Origin of the sequence: Providencia sp. 2024EL-00732, assembly GCF_044006275.1 — a bacterium.
GTDB classification, from domain to species: Bacteria; Pseudomonadota; Gammaproteobacteria; order Enterobacterales; family Enterobacteriaceae; genus Providencia; species Providencia huashanensis.
Window position 1 is genome coordinate 493,112 of sequence record NZ_JBIPDG010000001.1, and the last position, 19,815, is coordinate 512,926.

Sequence of the window (19,815 nt, forward strand, 5' to 3'; positions counted from 1 at the left end):
TTTGTTACGTTGTAACGTTTAGGCAATGAACTCTTTTGACTCACTGAATGCACTCAGCGTATTTATAAAATATGCCGTATATAAACTATACGGCATTCAATAGGTTAACTACTTCACTTTCATTCCGGCGGCGGTCATCATTAACTTAAATAGATAAGAGAATGCGAATAACGCGAATACACTCCCTAGCCAAATGACCGCCATCCAACCAAGTTTTTTCCACCAAGGTGAGGCTATCACGTTATCAGTGGTAGCCTTGGTCTGGGGTAATTTTTCCTCTGAAGACATAGTAACTCCAATAGGTATAAACCAAAATAACGGGAATAATGAATAATGCACCAACGAGCATAAAGCCCAAGCTTTCCGGTGGACCAGCGGCTTCACGGAAGCTAATTACTGGCGGAATGAGCGTTGGCCAAATACTGATCCCTAGGCCAGTAAAACCAAGGAAAATCAGTAAAAGTGCCGCCAAGAATGGCACGCTATCATGTTGCTGGCGTTTAGCACTCTTTAAGATCAACCAAGTGCAGCCTAATACTAGTAATGGAACAGGTAAAAAGAAGAATAGGTTAGGGAGTGAGAACCAACGGTCAAACACAGCTTCATTTAACATTGGCGTCCATAAGCTAATGATTGCAATAACAGCTAACATCAGTAAGGTTAATGGGCGCAGGATACGATACATGGTACGACGTAGGTGGCCTTCAGTTTTCATGATTAACCAGCCACAAGCGAGCAACGCATATGCCACGACTAAGCCAAAACCACAAAATAGTGGGAACGGCGCAAACCAATCAAAATAGCCCCCCATGTAAACGCGGTTTTCAACATGGAAGCCTTGAATAAATGCCCCGACAACCACACCCTGTACAAATGTGGCGAAAATAGACCCCCAAATAAAGGCATGATCCCAATGTCGACGGTGCGATTCGTCTGCTCTAAAGCGGAACTCAAAAGCAACACCTCGGAAAATCAACGCTAATAACATGAAGGTTAAAGGGATAGAAAGAGCATCTAATACAATTGCATAGGCGAGTGGGAATGCACCAAATAAGGCGGCACCACCTAAAACCAGCCAAGTTTCATTGCCATCCCATACGGGGGCAACGCTATTCATCATCAAATCGCGGTCTTGGCTATCTTTCAGGGCTGGATACAAGATCCCTATACCTAAATCGAAGCCATCCATTACGATATACATCAACATACTAAATACAATGATGACAAACCAAATGAGAGGTAAATCAATGCCCATGAGTTGCGTCCTCCGCGATACCTTTACGAATTAATTTCATCATGTACATGTAACCGATACCGAATACACTGCCATAGACGATAAAGAAAGCGATTAGGCTAATACTCATGTGCATTTCACCGTGTGCACTAACAGCATCAGTGGTTCGCTGTAACCCATAGACAACCCATGGTTGGCGGCCTATTTCTGTGGTAAACCACCCTGCAAGAATAGCGATTAAACCAGAAGGTGCCATGAAGAAAATAAAACGTAAAAATGCTTTTGACTCGTAAAGGTTTTTACGATAACGCAGCCAAAGCCCCCACACGCCAGCAACTATCATTAACAAGCCTAGCCCGACCATGACGCGGAATGACCAAAACACCATAAACACATTTGGCCTATCTTCTGGTGCATATTCTTTTAACGCTGGCACTTGTTTATCAATGCTGTGTGTTAAAATTAAACTTGCCAGATAAGGGATTTCGATAGCGTATTCCGTTTTTTCTTTTTCTTGGTTGGGGATACCAAATAAAATAAGTGGCGTCGCTTCACCGGGTTTGTTTTCCCAATGGCCCTCCATTGCAGCAACTTTAACTGGTTGATGTTTCAATGTATTTAAGCCGTGTGCATCACCAATCAAAGCTTGAACGGGGGCTAATACCAAAATTAGCCACAGTGACATGGAAAACATCTTTTTCATGGCACTGGACTTGTTACCTTTTAGTAGGTGCCATGCAGCAGAAGCACCGACAAAGAAAGCTGCCGCAAGGAATGCTGCGGTTGTCATGTGCAGTAGGCGATAAGGGAAGGATGGATTGAAAATAACGGCCAACCAGTCAACGGGTACAATACGACCATCAATGATTTCAAAGCCTTGTGGCGTTTGCATGAAGCTGTTAGATGCTAAGATCCAGAATGTTGAGATAATGGTTCCGAGTGCGACCATGCAAGTCGCAAAAAAGTGAAGTTTTTCACCCACACGGTTCATACCAAACAGCATTACACCAAGGAAACCCGCTTCTAAGAAAAATGCAGTGAGGACTTCATAAGTTAGTAATGGCCCAGTAATACCGCCTGCAAAATCAGAGAAGAAGCTCCAGTTAGTCCCAAATTGATAAGCCATTACCAACCCAGAAACGACACCCATTCCGAAATTAACCGCAAAAACTTTTGACCAAAAATGGAACAGCTTTATATAGTCTTCATCACGAGTTTTAAGCCATAAACCTTGAAGCACAGCGAGGTAACTCGCTAGCCCAATCGTAATGGCGGGAAAAATAATATGGAACGAGACCGTAAACGCAAATTGAATACGGGCGAGTTCCAACGCACTTAGTCCAAACATATTGACCCCTGAATGGAAATGTTAATGGCACGCCCATTTAAAGCTTTGGTGATAACAATCGAAGCGCTTATCCCTAGCAAAAAATCGTTAACGCCGGAATACAGCTAAAAATGTTTTGTGCTTATAGTTAAAAAAAGTCAGGTGAATGTGTGGATAAGTAGAACATGAGACGATAAACTATAATAGTAACAATTATTGAGAAATTAACTATAACAGTTGAGGCGGCTATGACGAGATATGAACAGTTAGCAGCGCAAATTCGTCAACAAATTGAAGACCATATCTGGCAAGTTGGTGACAGATTACCTTCACTTAGGGAAAGCGTTAAGCAATCAGGTCTGAGTTTAATGACCGTGGTACAAGCCTACCAATTACTCGAAAGCCAAGGTTGGGTCGTTGCTCGCCCGCAATCGGGCTACTATGTGGCTAACCGTAATAATTCATTTGCTGCGGCAAAGGGAGGAAAAGGGCTACATTTAAATGAGAATGTAGAGATTAACGCTTCTATTTTTGGTGTGCTACAAGCTTGTAAGGACCCAGATATTATCCCATTTGGCTCCGCATTTCCAGAACCCGCCCTGTTAGATGAACCAAAGCTTGCTAAATCGCTAGCTTCAGTGGCAAGGCGCTTATCAAAATTTAATACGCCAGCGAACCTTCCACCGGGGAATGAGCAATTACGGCGTAATATTGCCCAACGTTATGCCACTCAAGGGATCCACGTTGCACCCGATGAAATTGTCATTACAGCTGGGGCGATGGAGTCCTTAGTTCTTAGCTTACAATCAGTTACGCAACCAGGGGACTGGGTTGTTATCGAGTCTCCAGCATTTTATGGTTCTTTACAGGCGATAGAACGTTTAAAACTCAAAGCAATAGCTATCAAAACTGACCCTATCTTTGGTATCGACCTAGATGCACTTGAAGAGATAGCGAATAAATACCCAATTAAAGCCTGTTGGTTAATGACTCACTATCAAAACCCCCTTGGCGGTACGATGCCACAGGCTAACAAAAAGCGCTTAGTTGATATTCTCAATAAACACCAAATTGCGTTAATTGAAGATGATGTTTACGGTGAACTCTATTTTGGCAATAAACAACCCATCCCTGCTAAGGCTTTAGATACCAAAGGTAATTTCTTCCATTGCTCTTCATTTTCCAAATGTTTAGCGCCGGGTTATCGGGTTGGCTGGGTTGCGGCTGGTCACCACGCGACAAAAATTCAACATTTACAAATGATGAGCACAGTTTCTGCCAGTGTACCGACTCAATTGGCGATTGCTGAGTATCTTTCTCTGGGCGGTTATGACAATCATTTGCGTAAACTGCGGCAAACTATGGAGCAACGTCAACATCAGATGCTCGGGGCCATAGCAAAATATATGCCGGCTTCAGTAAAAGTTAATATGCCTAAAGGCGGGTATTTTTTGTGGTTAGAATTTGAAGCACCTTTTAATGCTATTCGTCTTTATCAATTGGCTCTTAAAGAAGGGATCAGTATTGCGCCTGGTAGTATGTTTTCAACGAGCGAGCAGTTCAACCATGCATTTCGTCTGAATGCTTCATTTACATGGAACGAGCAAGTAGAAGAGGCCATGAAAACTTTAGGTCGTTTATGTCACTATTTAATTAATGAGAGGCGCGAATAGTCACATTATTGTTGTTAATTCATTGCCTTGAGAGACTAACTTTGCCAATCTAAGCTAAAACCACAAGTACCAATGGCAGCATAGGGGGTAATGTGAAAATAAAATGTTTTGATATGACGGAGTTACCTATCCTTGATTGGAATGATGGCGGGGGGTTTAGCCAAGAGGTTTTTTGCTGGCCTGTCGCATCGGATTACTCTTTACGTGCAAGTATTGCAACGATTAATAAAGATAGCTACTTAAAACGCTATGCCGAAGGCGAAAGGCTAGCTATCTTGCTTAATAAACAGCCGCTTTCATTAACCGATAACAAGGGTGTTGAATATCCACTAGGGCAAGTGGGTGACAGTATTCAGTTTTCTGCTCAGCAGTATTGCGCAGTTAATATAAAGCAACCCTCAACTCAATTATTGAATTTTATTTTTCGGCAAGATAGGTGGAGCGTTAAAAATTATTTAGTGACTGAAAAACGTAGGTTACCGGCAAACCAAGCAGGTCTTGTTTATGTACTTGAGGGCCAGTGGGAGGTTTTTGGTGGAAATTGTAACATAATGGCAAAGGGGCAAGGGGGCTGGTGGCTTCCTGATATCGGTGAAGGGGAGGTTAAGCCACTTAGCACCGATAGCAAATTAATTTGGATTGAGTTGTTGCCTCACTAGCTGGTTGCTAAGCCAATTGCAGCAAAAGTCAGCATTCCCCCTGCAACACCTTCGGTTATGCGGCGTTTTTTATCATTATAAGTTTGCTTGTTATGCATGGACGCAAATAATGCTCCGATCACACCGTAAATAACAATACAAGAAAAAATAAAAGTGGCAGACAAGATCAACGATTGAATAGCAACACTTTCATTTAATTGGATAAAATTAGGTAAGATGGCGAAGTAAACTAAGAGACCTTTAGGGTTGAGAAAGCTGGTCAAAAAGGCTTTGCCGATGATTGATTTTGTCGAGGCTGTTTTAATGCATATTTCACGTGTTCTGATGGCTGATAGCAGCATACAAACCGCGAGATAAGCCACATACGCGACACCTACCCATTTAATTGTATGGAAAATGGCTGGTGAGGCAGCAACAATCGCTGATAACCCTAATGCGGCAAGTATAGCATGGGTCATATAGCCCATAATAATTCCTAAATTAGCTTTCCAAGCAGCAATGGCTCCGCCGGAAAGGCCTTGAGCAGAAATAAACAGCAGATCAGGTCCTGGTGTACATACCAGAGGGATCACAGTTGCGCTAAATAACAGCAAAGTTTGTAACTCCATTTGAATACCTCATGTTGATTATTTTTATTTAACACAACTGGCCAGTCGCAATAAAATTATAACTATGTATCGATAGTGTTGGGTTTTTTTATTGCTTGTAAAGCGTTAATTTTTGATATTAAATATCAAAAATTAACTTAAAAATAGCACTCAGATTCAATAGGTGAAAATATGGTAAAACTTGATGCCATAGATAAACATATTTTACGGGTTTTACAACGAGACGGTAAAATTCAAAATATTGAATTAGCTAAAGAAGTTGGGCTTTCCCCTTCTCCTTGTTTACGCAGAGTTAAATTATTGGAAGAAGCTGGGGTGATAAAACGTTACGTTGCGGTGCTTGATGGCGCTAAGATTGGGGCGGGGTTATCTTTATTTGCGCGTATTTGGTTTAAAACGCAGGATGCTCACACCATCAATCAATTTGTCCAAGAGATAAAGCAAATGCCAGAGGTTGTTGAATGCCACTTAATGGCAGGGGAATGTGATGCGCTTGTCCGTATTGTGACACATGATCTTGCATCATATCGCCGTTTCCATGCCGACCATCTGACACAAATTAATAGTATTCAAAGTATTAAGACTGAAGTGCCAATGGAAACAGTTAAAGTGACTTATGCATTACCATTATGACAGTATCGCTAATCGTTTATTGTTGTTTTATCAATTTTGTTGGGGCACATTCAGTTAGCTCTACAGTGTTATCAGGTAAGTAAAAATAGCCTGATTTCCCCATTTTTTTGATTTAACAATTAAAATAGTGGGCATAATATGCCTTGTATCAGGCATTATGGCGGTTGTGACGAATCAATAATAGTAACCGATATATTATTTAGTATTTTAAGAAAAGACAATAAGTAAAATATAAAATAAAATTTTTATTTATTAAATATTGTTTAACTATGGGTAGGTGATATTTAATTATATTTTGAAAATTAATTTTACAAATTGAAATATAATTATTGATTTTAATATATAGAGAGAAAAGTTATGGTGAAATAGTAGCGTTGTTGTTTAGTGTGAGAATGTGAAATGTACTTATTTATATATCGGTTCGTTTTTTGATTAGGTATTTGGCTCAATAATAGTAACTGTTGGGTTTATAAATCAATACTACTGATAGCGTAATCTAATTGCTTGATATGTCAGTAATGAAATGATTTTTTTTTGATCCTGCGCAACATCATTTTATATCCCTTCCTTATACTAGTATTAATCAAAAAAATATAATGCGAATATTTCTTATTTAATGAAGTTGGTAATTTCCAGTTTATTTCAATAACACGAATGTAATTATTGGCACTGCTTTGTTCTGTTATCAGTTTGCCAGTGAATTAGATGGTTATTATATTTCTTTATTCGAATTATGAAGCTCAAATTTTAAAGAAACTATTCGTCAGTAAATTGAAGGAAAACTATGATTTATCCGATTACTGATAGGCTGTTGCCTACCATCAATAACGCTGAGTTTAAGCGTTATGCTATGCGTTATTTGGATATTGAGAGACAAACACAGCAAGCTATTACTCAATATGGGCTTAGTTTTGAACCTGCTTTTTCACAGCAAAGTGAGATAAACCAGCTTAAACAGGATATTAAAGCGCTAGGTGCATGTTTTGCGAATAATGGAAAGAGTATACATAGTCATTGGCTATCGAGTGCTTGTGTGCAGTGCCGCACAGGGGAAGGGAGTTACACCACATTTTTATCATTAAAATGCCACCGCGACTGCTATTTTTGTTTCAATCCTAACCAAGAGAACTACCAAGGTTTTCAACATGAGATGAGGGACGCTGTTGGCGAAGTTGCTGCAATTGCAGAGCAAGAATACCCGCTAACACATATTGCTTTAACGGGAGGTGAACCATTACTTTTCCGCCAAGAGAGCATTGCGTTTTTCGCAGCAGTTCAACAGAAATTACCTCAGGTTCATAGCCGCTTATATACAGCTGGTGACCCATTAGACCGTAGCACAGCGGTAGCCTTAGCAAACGCAGGCCTTAAAGAAATTCGCTTTAGCATCAAAATTGATGATGCAGAAGAACGGATTGAGAAAGTTTTACACCGCATTGAATTAGCAAGAGAAATTTTCCCGACGGTGATGGTGGAGATGCCGGTTATCCCAGGCACTGAACCGCAAATGTACAAGTTACTCATGCGGTTAGATGATATTGGTATAGATGGGATTAACTTATTGGAATTTTGTTTTCCTTTAACAAATAGTGACGCTTACCAATCACGGGGCTTTCAACTTAAAAACCCCCCTTATGAAGTGTATTACAATTATTGGTATGCAGGTGGGCTTGCTGTCTCCCAAAGTGAATTAGCTTGTTTGCGTGTGGTTAAATTTGCATTAGAACAACAGCTATCACTTGGTGTGCATTATTGTTCCTTGGAGAATAAACACACAGGTCAAGTATACCAAAGTAACGCATTTTTTCGGCAACATGCTCAGCTTATTGGGCAACATTATCTATTTTCATCTCGCGATTATTTTTATAAAAGCGCCAAAGTATTTGGTGATGACCGCCCACAAGTAGCAAGACTATTAAAACAAGCGGGAATTTCTTATCACGAAGAGTTGTTGCACGGCTTTTTGCAGTTTAATCCCGAATCTATTTTGTATTTAACTTCCCTCGTTGATTTACCCATCGCACTCACCTCACACATCATTGAGCCTGATGAGCAGGGCAACCCTTTAATTAAAGAAGTGAAGGTTGAATTAACGACACCAACTCAATTTTTATTGGCCGATTTGCATGAAGGTTCCTGTAATGAATAACATCCCAACATTTGATTATCTCTATGCGCGTCAATTTGCTTATGACGTATTAAGACGCTTATTAATAGAAGAACCTACCCCTGAGTTATTAAATTATTTGGATAATACGGGGTTGGCATTATTCCCTTGTGATGAAGCATTACCCGCGATGAAAAATGCAATTGAGGAAATGGGAAAAGATTTACAGTCACGGACGTTACAAGCAAACGCGGATAGTTTTGAAGATTTACATTGGGATTTTACCCGCTTATTTATTGGCCCAGAAGCGCCTCCGGCGGCACCATGGGAGTCTACTTATGTCTCCCGTGACAAATTGTTGTTTCAAGAAAACACATTAGCTGTAAAAACCTTTTATCAAAAATATGGGTTCCAATTACCTGAGGGTGACATGGAGGCAGCAGATCATATTGGGTTTGAGTTAGATTTTATGTGGAATTTAAGTCAACGCATTGTTGCGATTGCCGATGTTGGAAATGAGCTAGGCGAAGACGCAAAAAAATTATTGCTAGGGTCATCTGCATTCTTAGATACGCATCTTTTAGCATTTATTACCCCGTTTTGCCGTGCAATGCATAACCATGCAGAAACCTTATTTTATCGCCAATTAAGCTCACTTTTAGAGCTTTTTTTGCGCAACGACCTTAAAAGAATCAATGAATTAGTTAATTAATAATAATAAAGCAAAGTGAAGAGGTAAGAGCAATGTCAGAAAGACAGAAAGTAGCCTTAAGTCGTCGTTCATTTTTAGCATGGACATCGGCGGCATCAGTGATGGCTACGTTGCCGCTAAGTAAACGACTTTATGCTGCAACACCAGAAGAGGAAAAAGCCGTTGCCCAAGCAACCGACGCTGTCACTCAAGGGACATGGAAGCCCGTGGCATGTTGGCATAACTGCGGTGGTCGTTGTGTCAATAAAGCCCTCGTCGTTGAAGGTGTCGTTGTTAGGCAAAAAACAGATGATGTGGTAGCGGACTCACCTGACTTTCCACAACAACGAGGCTGTTTACGTGGGCGTTCTCAACGTAAACAGGTGTTCGGTGCCGATCGATTAAAATACCCAATGAAACGTAAAGGTTGGGCTCCCGGAGGGGGAGATAAAAGCTTGCGTGGGCGTGACCAGTGGGTACGTATTAGCTGGGATGAAGCACTTGATATTGTTGCGTCAGAAAGCAAACGCATCAAAGAAAAATATGGTAATGAATCCATTTGGATCACAGGCGGCAATGGTGTTGATATCCAAAATATTTATGCGAAAGCGGGTGGATTTGTTGGCGACTGGGGAACAACGTCATGGGGAGCATGGTTTGAAACACCAGCCCATTTAGGGTTGTTAGAAGGTTTTTATACCTTTGGTACCAATGATCGCTTTGATATGCGTAATTCACAATTGATTGTTATGTGGGGGGCAAACCCTGCGTGGAGTAGCCCTGGTAGCCCAACCTATAACTACTATCAAGCAAAAAAAGCAGGAGCTCGGTTTATTTGTATCGACCCAAGCTATACTGCGACAGCGGAATTAATGGATGCTGATTGGTACCCTATTAACCCGGGTACTGACCACGCTTTAGCGTTGGGCATCATGTATGCTCTATTGGAAATGGACAGCCAAGATAACCCATTAATTGATTGGGATTTCTTGCGCCGTTGTACGGTTGGTTTTGATGAAACTAATATGCCAGCAGGGGCTGATCCAAAAGGTAATTTTAAAGATTATTTATTAGGTACGTATACAGGGGAGCCGAAAACACCTGAATGGGCATCTAACATTTGTGGGCTATCCGCTACAGATATCCGTAAATTGGCCCGTGAAATTGGTGGGACAAACCGAGTGGCACTACTTACTGGCTGGGCTCCAGCTCGTGTTCATAATGGAGAAGGTTGGGTACAAGCATTCTCAACCTTAGGTTTTATGACAGGGCATATGGGTAAACCGGGGCGTATGACAGGGGTAAGCTGCCATTTTGCGGCAGGGAATAACGGTACTCGCTTAGTGATGGCTGGCGACAGTGGTTTACCGGCGGTGCCAAACCCAATTAGCCTGAAAATTAACCATAATGAACTCAACCGTGCATTATTAGAGAAAAAATTCCGTCAACGCGGTGTGGGTGATGTAAACGCTAACATTCAAATGATTATCCACCCATTTAATGCCACACTGCAAACACGCGCCAATATTTCGCAGAGTATTGAAGCCTACCGTAAAGATGTGGAATTAGTGGTAACAGCAGCTTATGTTCCACACACTTGCGCTAAATACTCCGATATTGTACTGCCAGTAACTACCGAATGGGAGCGTGAAGGGACCATATTAAATCCAAGCAACCGCGAAGTTATTATTGCCGCGGTTAATGTGACCCCACCTCTTTATGAAGCGAAAAGTGACCAATGGATTGCCAAAGAAATCGGAAAACGCCTTGGCATTAATGTCGATGAAGTATTCCCTGTTTCTGAGAAACAGCAGTTCTTCAATAAGCTTAATGGTGCAACAATTATTGGTGAAGATGGTAAAACCACTGAGCCATTGCTGACAATTACCCAAGCAGACATTGATGAATGGCAAGTGACAGGCAAACCTCAGCAAGGTCGCATTACATTGAATGAGTTTCTTACCGTTGGGAAATATCAAGTTAAACGAACTAAAGGTGATAACTATGGTTATATCGCCTATGAAGACTTTATTCGAGACCCTGAAGGGAATCCGCGCCCAACGCCAAGTGGTAAATTTGAAATTTATTGCCAAACATTGGTAGAAAAAGCGGATGAATGTGGTTGGACAAAATTACCTCCGATCCCTGAGTACATTCCTTCAGCAAATGGCTATGAAGCTAGCTTTAAGGATTTCTCTAAAAAAGAAAAAGGGGATTATCCATTCCAAATCTATAACCCTCATTATTTACGCCGTTCACACAGTACCCTTGATAATGTGCCTTGGTTACGCGAGCAGTGGCCTAGCCCAATTTACATCAATGCGTCGGATGCAAAGCGCCTAGGAATTAAGCATGGTGAAACGGTGTTAGTTACAAGCTCACAAGGGAAAATTGTACGTCCAGCATTGGTTACCCAAACGATGAAACCAGGAGTGGTTGCATTACCTCATGGTAGTTGGACGAATGTGGATGAAAAAACAGGGATAGATATGGCAGGGGCTGATAATACGCTAACGATCCAAGTACCAACGGGTCTTGGCACATCAGGTTGGAACACCATGCTGTGTAATATCGAGAAATGGCATGGTGATCAATTAGTTCCAGATGCTGCTATTCCACAGCGTATTATTTTTTAGGGGGCAATAAGAAATGGATAAACAAGTCGGATTTTATATAAACGTTGCTGCCTGTATTGGGTGTAAAACCTGTGTAGTAGCTTGTAAAGACAAGAACGACCTTGAGGTTGGGCGTAATTTTCGCCGAGTATATGACGTTGAAGTTGGGGAATACCCGCGGCCTCGTCTCTGGCATTTATCAATAGCTTGTAATCACTGTGATGACCCTCAGTGCGTCAGTCATTGCCCAACAACGGCAATGCATAAACGTGAAGAAGATGGGGTTGTGTTGGTCGATCACAATAAATGTGTTGGATGCCGCTATTGTACTTGGGCTTGCCCATATGAAGCACCACAATTTGATGCGAGTATTGGCATGATGACCAAATGTGATACCTGCATCGACCTGCGTGAGAAAGGGGGAAACCCTATGTGTGTGGATTCTTGCCCAATGCGTGCCATTGAATTTGGCTTAATCAGTGAATTGCGCAAAAAATATGGCACAAATGCGGATATTGATGGGTTACCAAGCTCATCAATCACGAAGCCGAACCTTGTTGTCGGCACGAAAGGATAAGGAAAACTATCATGCATGAATTTCCATTGGTGATTTTCACCTTATTTATGCAGGCCTCAGTGGGCTGCTTGGTTGTTGCATTAATCTGTTATTTCCGGGTACTTGGCGGGGGAAATGATATTCAGAATGTTCAGTTTATCAAACGACCTGTTTTAGCCAGTTTTGTTTTAGGCTGCGTTGGGTTACTCGGTTCGTTATTTCACATGGGGAACCCTCTGCACATGTTTTACACTATGCTGCACGTGTCGACCTCATGGATGAGCCGTGAAGTTTGGGCGACTGCAATTTACATGGGGTTACTATTTTTTAGTGTCGCTTTACTTTTACTGAAACAAAAAGCGAATGCTGCATTACTGGTACTGAGTGCGATTGCTGGCTTGATGTATATGTATGCGATGTCAGCGTTATATGCCAATACATTATTTAACTTATGGAATGGTTTATTCACTTACGCGAGTTTCTTCGGCGCGGTATTACTGGTAGGCGGTGTTGTTGCTGCACTTTTGCTGGTGGGGTCTTTGCGCCGAAGTGCGAAAGAAGAGCAGGTACAACGAGTGGTTAAAATTACCTTAGGGCTAGGTATTATGGGGATACTACTTATGTTATTAGGGGCTTTATCGCTGCTTGGTAATATAGGTGAGCCGATTTACCTCGGTATGACCCAGCGTGAAATGCCAGAAGGGCTACTGAGTTTAAGCCTTGTTCGTGTAGTGCTAATCGCATTAGGCATACTATTTGTTGGCCGCTTGCTGTGCCAAAAGACGGGGCAAAATACCAACGCTACGGTTGTGATGTCTTTGGCCACGCTGTGTATTTTTGCCGGTGAGGGTGTTGGACGAGTGGTATTTTTCTCACTTGGTGGTTAATTTATCATCATATTAATCTAAAATCCGAAGGTGAGCTCCTTCGGATTTTTTTTATATGCTTATGTGCATTTTAGTACAGCAAAAACTAAATTATGATTGTAAAAGTGGGTTATTGACAAATTAATTACCAAAAGTGAGTAAATTATGTTGATTGTTATTAATGATTATAATTATCATTATCGCTCTTAATTCTCTTTTAGCTCATCGGTTATGAAATTAAAAACTCGCAAATTACTTACCCCCCTCGCAATTTCTACTGCTCTGATATCTCATTACGCAGTTGCGGCTGATAATACAAAGAGTGACCAAATCACAGTTACGGGCAATTGGCTCGAAAATACACAAGACAGTGAAGTGGTATTTAATCATCCCGGCGCTAGAACGGTAAAAACACAACAACAAATAAAAGAAACTGGCAGTGAAACAATCGCAGATGCATTAAAAGGTATCCCTGGTGTACAAGTTCGTGAAAGTAATGGAACCGGTGGCAGTGATGTTTCTTTGAATGTGGGAGTCCGTGGGTTAACTTCCCGTCTTTCACCGCGCTCAACTATTTTGCTTGATGGGATGCCATTAGCCGCAGCACCTTATGGCCAGCCGCAGCTTTCTATGTCCCCATTATCTTTGGGAAGTATTGAATCTATTGATGTCATACGCGGAGGGGCTTCGGTACGTTATGGGCCACAAAATGTAGGGGGAGTGATTAATTTTGTGACTAAGCCTATCCCTAAAGATTTTGGTGGCGGTGTATCAGTACAGACGCAGGGTGCCAAAACAGGCGGGTTAAAAACATTAGTGGATGCCTCGCTAGGGGGCTCTAAAGCGGATGATTCTGCTGGGGCAATTTTGCTTTATTCGGGTTTACACGGGCAAGGTTACCGTAAAAGCAATGATAACACGGATATTGATGACCTCATGCTGAAAACGCGTTATGCCTTAACAGATAACGATGAATTATTAGCTAATTTTCATTATTACCGTGCAATGTCGGGTATGCCCGGAGGCTTGACCCAAGCTGAATATAATGCTGACCCATTCCAATCAACACGGCCTTATGACCGTTTTGAAGGTAATCGGCAGGATATGTCATTGAAATACAAGCACGAAGTAGATGACAAACAATTTGAATTGATGACTTGGTTTAGCAAAAGTTACCGGGGGAGTTATATAGAAAGTGACCATAAAGAAAAAGCGAATGAAAGGCGCTTAGTGTCTTACCCTCGTCATTATACTGCTTATGCGATTGAACCAAGTTACTCGCAATTATTCCGTTTTAATGATATTTCCCATGAGGTTACCATTGGTTATCGTTATTTAAATGAAACGGCAGATGAAAAAGCGTACCGCTCAAATTGGTATCAAGCGGGGAGCCAAAGCACTCGCCCTGATACCAATAATTATTATCAGCACACGTCTGGGGGAACAGAAGCCCATGCGATTTATTTGGATGACACTATCGATGTTGGTAATTGGACGCTTATTCCCGGAATTAGATACGAAAATATTAACATTCATTTAGACGATAGCTTTAAAGAACAACATCGCAGTAAACGTTATAGTGAACCACTTCCTGCACTAGCTGTGATCTACCATATTGATGATGAATGGAAGTTATTTGCCAATGCCAGCACATCATTTGGGAGTTTGCAATATTTCCAATTGAATACTAAAGGGGTCGGTAACTCGCCTGCGAATGGGTTAAGTGCAGAAAAAGCGCATAATTATGAAGTAGGTACTAAATACGACAATACCGCCTTGTCCCTTGAAGCAACATTATTTTATATCGATTTTGATGACCAATTATTATACGTTGAAAATACAACGGGTTGGACGAACCTAGGTGCAACAACACACCAAGGTGTCGAGTTAGCCGCGAGGTACAACTTATCTGACCTTACTGATGTACTTGAAGGCGCGAGTGTTTACAGTACCTATACCTACACTAAGGCGGTGAGTAAGAAAGGGAACTTTGCTCATAAAGATTTACCTTTTTATTCACGCCAAGTATTCACCGCAGGTGGCCGTTACGAAACGGGGAATTGGGTTTGGAACTTGAATACTTATGCGCAATCAACCCAAGAGTCACCAGGCACAACAGACCAATATGTTACTAAACCAAGCGTGGATGGCCGTTATGGGACTATCCCAGGTTATATGGTATGGGACGCTCGCGGTGAATACCATTTTGGGAGAAGTTTGTCTGATTTAACGCTATCCGCTGGTATTAAAAATTTATTTGATCAAACCTATTTCACACGCTCTACGGATAACAATTATGGCATTTATGTTGGGCAGCCGAGAACTTACTACGTTCAAGCGTCTGTGAAATTTTAATGAATATAAGGCAAAACAATGACTGGTAGACAAACTATCAAAAAATTGGGTGTAATTCTTAGCGTCGTTAGCCTATTTTTTGCGGCTACAAGCATGGCTGCACCTACTGTGGTCACTGATATTGCAGGTCGGGAAGTCACGGTGAATGTGCCAGTATCCCGTGTAATGTTAGCGGATAGCCGTGTCTTGGTAGCACTGAATATACTACACCCCAAAACGCCATTAAAAGGGGTTATTGCTTGGGATGACGCGTTAATAAAAAAAGCACCTGACCTAAGTGTTGCATATAGCAAAAAATTCCCAGAACTCAAAAAGATCCCTGTGTTTCCTAACCCATACACTACTGATTTCAGCGTAGAAAAAGCGCTAGTTGCTCAACCCGATTTATTGATTTTTGATATTGGCTTGAAAAGCAAGCTAACAGAAAGCGGGACGTTATCATTATTGGAAAAAAGCGGTTTACCTGTCATTTTTATCGATTTTAGACAATACCCACTTAAAAATACTATGCCGAGTATGACGATACTCGGGCAAGTATTTGGTGAGGAGCAGCAGGCGAAGGAATTTAACCAGTTTTATCAACAAAAATTGGGGTTAATTCGTTCAAGGGTCTCCTCGATTGATAAAGATAAACGTCCAAGTGTATTTATTGAAAGGGCCGCTGGTATTTCAGGGGTTGATTACTGTTGTAAAACCTTTGGTAATGGTAATTTTGGTGAGTTTGTTGAAACAGCAGGGGGAAATAACCTCGGTTCACAATGGTTTAGCATTGGCATGGGTGGGGAAATTAGTGAGGAGCAATTAATCCACAGCAACCCAGATTACTATTTGATGACAGCCGCTGATTGGGATAGTACCCGTAAAGGCAGCGCTTCAGTACCATTGGGTTATACAGGGGATAAACAAAAGTCTCTAGCGCGACTGAACAAGCTGATGGAACGCCCTAAGTTTCGTTCGTTAGCGGCATTTCAAAACAAACAAGTATTAGCACTATATCAACAATATTATGATACTCCATTTAATATTATTGCAGTGGAGGCGATTGCGAAGTTTATCCATCCGGAGCTATTTGCGGATCTTGATCCCCAAGCCGATAGCGACTATTTACACCAAACTTTTACCGCGCTAGATGGTGACGGTGTATTTTGGGTACAAGCACAATAGGCGATGACCATGTTTTACCTGCTTTAGTGTTATCAAATAACTAAAGCAGGTAACGGAATACATTAACTATTATTGAAAACGATTAACGTGGTTTAATAACAGGTAATACAATTTTTGATGGGTGTTCGCTCGAAATATGTATGCTATTGCGGGCTACTTGTAATTTCCTATCACCTGCAATCATTTCCCCCGTATTGGTATTGAAATCATATTTGGGGAAATTACTGCTTGAGATATCTAACCGGATACGGTGGCCCTTGGTAAAGCGGTTAGCACAAGCAAATGGTTTTATCTTCACTTCAACAATTTGCTCCGGTATGAGTAACTGTTTTTGTTCATAGCCATTACGAAAGCGGCAACGTATGATGCCATCGGTGATATTCATTGCATACCCTTGTGGGTAATCATCACTTGGTGGGTAAACATCGATCAGCTTTGCTGTAAAGTCGGTATCCAGGGCATCACTACTGATCCATAATGAGACTTCAATATCCCCAGCTAAGCATACCTCTTCTTGTAATTCTTCCGTTTCAAATACCAGTACATCAGAACGAGATGCAAGGGGGAGGTTATTTCCTTTGCTACCAAAAAACTGCGGTAATTCACGCTGATCAAATGCACCGCCCCAAAATATGGGTTGCCCAGATGTTAAAGCCCCTCCAATTGTCGGGACGGGGTGTTTAGGGTCATAACAATAGGATAAAGACACTGTTTCAGAGTGTTTTTCATGGCGTAATGAATTGTCGGGCCATAAATAAAAAGCTGTAGGCTTAATATTGGGCAGCGGCCATTGGTGATGGGTTAGCCACTGGCCACCATGCTCTAAACGCCCGTTAGTATTACGTTTACCCGAACCTCCCCCCATCATAAAAATAGTTACATCCTCATGGGGGCAGTCAGTTGTATTACCTTGTAAGTGTTCTTGGAACCAAGATAAACGGCAAGATAACCAATCTTCGCTTACATTGCGGTCAAATGTTGCGATATCACCAAACTCGACATCACCACTGTGGGTGATATTACGATCCCCATGTAACCAAGGCCCCATGATTAATTTTTGCGGGGATTGTTTCTTGGTGACAAATGCACGGTAATTATCTAATGTGGAACTGACATAGGCATCATACCAGCTGGACATGAATAGTACTGGGATATCAGGTATCTGGTCATAATATCCTTCCGCATAAATGCCTATTTTCTGCCAATAATCTGTAAAACACTCTTCTTCCCACTGCTCAAACAAGTAGGATTCATATTCAGGGACATGTTTTAGTAAGGTATGTCCTTGATGCCATGGCATTGCAGCAAACCAATCATGAATATTTTCTTGCTCAAGTGCTGCTGATATTTTAGCCGATTGTTGCGCTAATGGACTTAATTTTGCTTGCTTAAATGCCCAAGTAGCTTGTTTAAGTTCAAATGCGCCTCCTTGGCGGATCCCACACTGAAAGGCATTGGCAAAACCGCCGGAATCTAACACCATAGTTAGCAAACCTGGAGGGTTCAAACAAGCCATTGCCAATTGCGTGTGTGCGGCATATGAGAGGCCCATTGAACCTATTTTCTTATTGCTCCAAGGTTGTTCCATGATCCATTGTAATGTGTCGAAACCATCCTCGGCTTCATTAATGTATTTAGTGAATACTCCTTCAGAGTCATAGCGCCCACGGCAATCTTGAAATATCACAATAAACCCGTGGTTAACGAAATACTGGGCCATCTCTTGGCGTGTAATTTGATGTCCAGAAGCCGTTTTTTCTGAGCGTGAAGGTGCAGTTTTATCGTAAGGTGTACGCTCAATAATAACAGGGTAAGCTGCTGATAATTTTCCCTGAGGAAAATAAACATCAGTAGAAAGCGTGATCCCATCGCGCATTGTTACGCGGTAATTCTTCATATCCATCCTGCTAATACCCTATGGTTACTGCTATGGTTAATAAGCCAATTCCGACTGCCATAAAAATTAAAAATAGAGGAAAAATGTATTTTGCCCATGTCGTCCAACTTACCCCTGCGGTAGCTAAGAAGATGAGTAGCCCACTGGATGTTGGTGTGATCATATTGGTTAATCCATTGCCCATTAAAAACGCAAAGACGGTTGTTTGTGGCGAAACGCCTGAAATTTCCCCTACTGGACCTAAAATTGGCATAGTAACGGCGGCTTGACCTGATGTGGAAGGGATGGCGACATCCAGTAATAACTGCGAAAGGAACATGCTATATGACGAGATATAAGCACCATGGTCGCCAACTAAACCAACTAGTTGATGAATAATGGTATCGAGAATTTTCCCTTGTGAAAGAATAATTTCAACGGCGGTAGCTAGGCCAATTAAGACACCCGCAATCAGCACTTTTTTCATCCCGCTGACAAAGGCATCCGCCGCTGCACTGGCGGTTAAGCCGCTACAAAAAGTGAGAATGACACTTAAAAATAAATAATAAGCAGATAAATCATTATTTTTCCAATGCCAGCGATTAGACGCATAAACTAAAAATGCCACGCCAATCGCTAAAACAATGAGCATGAGTTTATGGCGGCGGGTTAACTGACTTGATTGGACATGTTCTTCGACAACATAAGAAGTTAATGTTGTCTTACGAATGCTATAGAAAACAAATAAGATCCCTAAAGTAATAAACACAAAGTAGGCTGCAACCCGCATACTGAGGCCGCTAAACACAGGTAAGCCAACGAGCGGTTGTGCAATAGATAAGGCATATGGGTTAGTAATTGATGCCAAATAACCCACTTTGACAGCGATAGCGACAATAGCAAGACCGATGAGCTCATTAAGCCCGACACGCTTCATTAAGGCAATAACCATCGGGATCACTAAAAGATACTCTTTAGCTAACCCCATAAAGGTACTACCCATAGAAAAAACAATCATTAAAAAAGGGATTAAGAGGTAAATATTGCCACGAGTGACATGCAGCAACCTTTCTAAACCTGACTCAATCGCGCCTGTTTTATTGAGAATACCAAACATACCACCAATAAATAGCACCATATAAATAAGTGGGGATTGTTTAATAATTCCTTCAGGAATGGCTTTGAATAGCTGAAGTAGGCTGACAGGAGCCGCTTCATTTTCAGCCGGTTTTTCTATTCCCAATACTTGGTCAACAGTTACTTGTTTTGTGATGGTTTGGTAGGAACCAGGAATGACCTTTTTACCCTCGCGTTCATACTGCCCTGAATTAACAAAGTAAGTCATTAAAAAAGCAATAACAACAATGGTTAACATCACTAAAACGGGGTTCATTTGCCAGCCAGGAGATGGTGATGGGCTGTGTATTGTGGTTTGTGTTGGTTGCATGGGT

16 protein-coding genes are annotated in these 19,815 nt (G+C 41.5%); 10 read left to right on the plus strand and 6 right to left on the minus strand.

The annotated features are described in order from the left end of the window. Nucleotides 1-108 precede the first annotated feature (108 nt). The 3 genes from ACHB7C_RS02305 to ACHB7C_RS02315 are packed head-to-tail and all read right to left on the minus strand — an operon-like array spanning nt 109 to nt 2,582. Nucleotides 109-288, minus strand: coding sequence for a DUF2474 domain-containing protein (locus ACHB7C_RS02305; protein ID WP_048607056.1), 180 nt, complete (start codon nt 286-288; stop codon nt 109-111). Next, complete coding sequence (cydB, locus tag ACHB7C_RS02310) at nt 245-1,255, minus strand: cytochrome d ubiquinol oxidase subunit II (protein ID WP_042843966.1); 1,011 nt, start codon at nt 1,253-1,255, stop codon at nt 245-247. Before cydB ends, ACHB7C_RS02305 begins: the two co-directional genes overlap by 44 nt. Then, nucleotides 1,245-2,582, minus strand: a complete 1,338-nt coding sequence (locus ACHB7C_RS02315) for a cytochrome ubiquinol oxidase subunit I (RefSeq protein WP_395346278.1) — start codon at nt 2,580-2,582, stop codon at nt 1,245-1,247. Before ACHB7C_RS02315 ends, cydB begins: the two co-directional genes overlap by 11 nt. Before the next feature lie 227 nt (nt 2,583-2,809). Between ACHB7C_RS02315 and ACHB7C_RS02320 the strand changes: the two genes are divergently transcribed. Then, nucleotides 2,810-4,234, plus strand: a complete 1,425-nt coding sequence (locus tag ACHB7C_RS02320; protein WP_048607059.1) for a PLP-dependent aminotransferase family protein — start codon at nt 2,810-2,812, stop codon at nt 4,232-4,234. 92 nt (nt 4,235-4,326) lie between these two features. Continuing rightward, the gene (locus ACHB7C_RS02325; protein WP_042843962.1) at nt 4,327-4,893 is read left to right on the plus strand and encodes a HutD family protein; all 567 of its coding nucleotides are present in this window, start codon (nt 4,327-4,329) and stop codon (nt 4,891-4,893) included. Here the strand turns inward: ACHB7C_RS02325 and ACHB7C_RS02330 are convergent. Next, a complete protein-coding gene (locus tag ACHB7C_RS02330) occupies nt 4,890-5,501 on the minus strand; it encodes a LysE family translocator (protein WP_048607063.1) in 612 nt (203 codons plus the stop codon). The genes ACHB7C_RS02325 and ACHB7C_RS02330 overlap by 4 nt on opposite strands. A 171-nt stretch (nt 5,502-5,672) precedes the next feature. Here ACHB7C_RS02330 and ACHB7C_RS02335 point away from each other — a divergent pair, with 171 nt between their 5' ends. The 8 genes from ACHB7C_RS02335 (at nt 5,673) to ACHB7C_RS02370 (ending at nt 16,488) form a co-directional block, all read left to right on the plus strand. Beyond that, entirely contained in the window at nt 5,673-6,134 is a 462-nt protein-coding gene (locus tag ACHB7C_RS02335) for an Lrp/AsnC family transcriptional regulator (RefSeq protein WP_042843960.1), read from the plus strand. Between the two features lie 784 nt (nt 6,135-6,918). Next, on the plus strand, nt 6,919-8,283 hold the full coding sequence (locus tag ACHB7C_RS02340) for a radical SAM protein (RefSeq protein ID WP_166684881.1): 1,365 nt from the start codon (nt 6,919-6,921) through the stop codon (nt 8,281-8,283). Then, a complete protein-coding gene (locus tag ACHB7C_RS02345; RefSeq protein ID WP_131679970.1) occupies nt 8,276-8,953 on the plus strand; it encodes a molecular chaperone in 678 nt (225 codons plus the stop codon). Before ACHB7C_RS02340 ends, ACHB7C_RS02345 begins: the two co-directional genes overlap by 8 nt. 32 nt (nt 8,954-8,985) lie before the next feature. Next, entirely contained in the window at nt 8,986-11,568 is a 2,583-nt protein-coding gene (locus ACHB7C_RS02350; protein WP_395346282.1) for a molybdopterin-dependent oxidoreductase, read from the plus strand. Nucleotides 11,569-11,581: 13 nt separating this feature from the next. Continuing rightward, on the plus strand, nt 11,582-12,124 hold the full coding sequence (locus ACHB7C_RS02355; protein WP_042843955.1) for a DMSO/selenate family reductase complex B subunit: 543 nt from the start codon (nt 11,582-11,584) through the stop codon (nt 12,122-12,124). A gap of 11 nt (nt 12,125-12,135) precedes the next feature. Beyond that, the gene (locus ACHB7C_RS02360; protein ID WP_181469238.1) at nt 12,136-12,990 is read left to right on the plus strand and encodes a DmsC/YnfH family molybdoenzyme membrane anchor subunit; all 855 of its coding nucleotides are present in this window, start codon (nt 12,136-12,138) and stop codon (nt 12,988-12,990) included. 210 nt (nt 12,991-13,200) lie between these two features. After that, nucleotides 13,201-15,324, plus strand: coding sequence for a TonB-dependent siderophore receptor (locus tag ACHB7C_RS02365; RefSeq protein ID WP_198861335.1), 2,124 nt, complete (start codon nt 13,201-13,203; stop codon nt 15,322-15,324). 18 nt (nt 15,325-15,342) lie between these two features. Further along, on the plus strand, nt 15,343-16,488 hold the full coding sequence (locus tag ACHB7C_RS02370) for an ABC transporter substrate-binding protein (protein ID WP_042843952.1): 1,146 nt from the start codon (nt 15,343-15,345) through the stop codon (nt 16,486-16,488). Nucleotides 16,489-16,570: 82 nt separating this feature from the next. Here the strand turns inward: ACHB7C_RS02370 and ACHB7C_RS02375 are convergent, their stop codons facing one another. Both ACHB7C_RS02375 and ACHB7C_RS02380 read right to left on the minus strand, forming a co-directional pair. Further along, nucleotides 16,571-18,385: a CocE/NonD family hydrolase gene (locus tag ACHB7C_RS02375; protein WP_247605629.1), complete on the minus strand. Its 1,815-nt coding sequence runs from the start codon at nt 18,383-18,385 to the stop codon at nt 16,571-16,573. Nucleotides 18,386-18,395: 10 nt separating this feature from the next. Next, nucleotides 18,396-19,811 (minus strand): YfcC family protein, encoded by a 1,416-nt coding sequence (locus tag ACHB7C_RS02380; protein ID WP_048607074.1) that lies wholly within the window; start codon nt 19,809-19,811, stop codon nt 18,396-18,398. Between the last annotated feature and the right edge of the window lie 4 nt (nt 19,812-19,815).

What these genes read in the sequence shown, in the direction of transcription:
- ACHB7C_RS02355 (WP_042843955.1), top strand. Translation starts at nt 11,582, where the DNA reads ATGGATAAACAAGTCGGATTTTATATAAACGTTGCTGCCTGTATTGGG.
- cydB (WP_042843966.1), bottom strand. Translation starts at nt 1,255, where the DNA reads ATGGGCATTGATTTACCTCTCATTTGGTTTGTCATCATTGTATTTAGT.
- ACHB7C_RS02305 (WP_048607056.1), bottom strand. Translation starts at nt 288, where the DNA reads ATGTCTTCAGAGGAAAAATTACCCCAGACCAAGGCTACCACTGATAAC.
- ACHB7C_RS02370 (WP_042843952.1), top strand. Translation starts at nt 15,343, where the DNA reads ATGACTGGTAGACAAACTATCAAAAAATTGGGTGTAATTCTTAGCGTC.
- ACHB7C_RS02350 (WP_395346282.1), top strand. Translation starts at nt 8,986, where the DNA reads ATGTCAGAAAGACAGAAAGTAGCCTTAAGTCGTCGTTCATTTTTAGCA.
- ACHB7C_RS02380 (WP_048607074.1), bottom strand. Translation starts at nt 19,811, where the DNA reads ATGCAACCAACACAAACCACAATACACAGCCCATCACCATCTCCTGGC.
- ACHB7C_RS02360 (WP_181469238.1), top strand. Translation starts at nt 12,136, where the DNA reads ATGCATGAATTTCCATTGGTGATTTTCACCTTATTTATGCAGGCCTCA.
- ACHB7C_RS02340 (WP_166684881.1), top strand. Translation starts at nt 6,919, where the DNA reads ATGATTTATCCGATTACTGATAGGCTGTTGCCTACCATCAATAACGCT.
- ACHB7C_RS02335 (WP_042843960.1), top strand. Translation starts at nt 5,673, where the DNA reads ATGGTAAAACTTGATGCCATAGATAAACATATTTTACGGGTTTTACAA.
- ACHB7C_RS02345 (WP_131679970.1), top strand. Translation starts at nt 8,276, where the DNA reads ATGAATAACATCCCAACATTTGATTATCTCTATGCGCGTCAATTTGCT.
- ACHB7C_RS02375 (WP_247605629.1), bottom strand. Translation starts at nt 18,385, where the DNA reads ATGAAGAATTACCGCGTAACAATGCGCGATGGGATCACGCTTTCTACT.
- ACHB7C_RS02330 (WP_048607063.1), bottom strand. Translation starts at nt 5,501, where the DNA reads ATGGAGTTACAAACTTTGCTGTTATTTAGCGCAACTGTGATCCCTCTG.
- ACHB7C_RS02315 (WP_395346278.1), bottom strand. Translation starts at nt 2,582, where the DNA reads ATGTTTGGACTAAGTGCGTTGGAACTCGCCCGTATTCAATTTGCGTTT.
- ACHB7C_RS02320 (WP_048607059.1), top strand. Translation starts at nt 2,810, where the DNA reads ATGACGAGATATGAACAGTTAGCAGCGCAAATTCGTCAACAAATTGAA.
- ACHB7C_RS02365 (WP_198861335.1), top strand. Translation starts at nt 13,201, where the DNA reads ATGAAATTAAAAACTCGCAAATTACTTACCCCCCTCGCAATTTCTACT.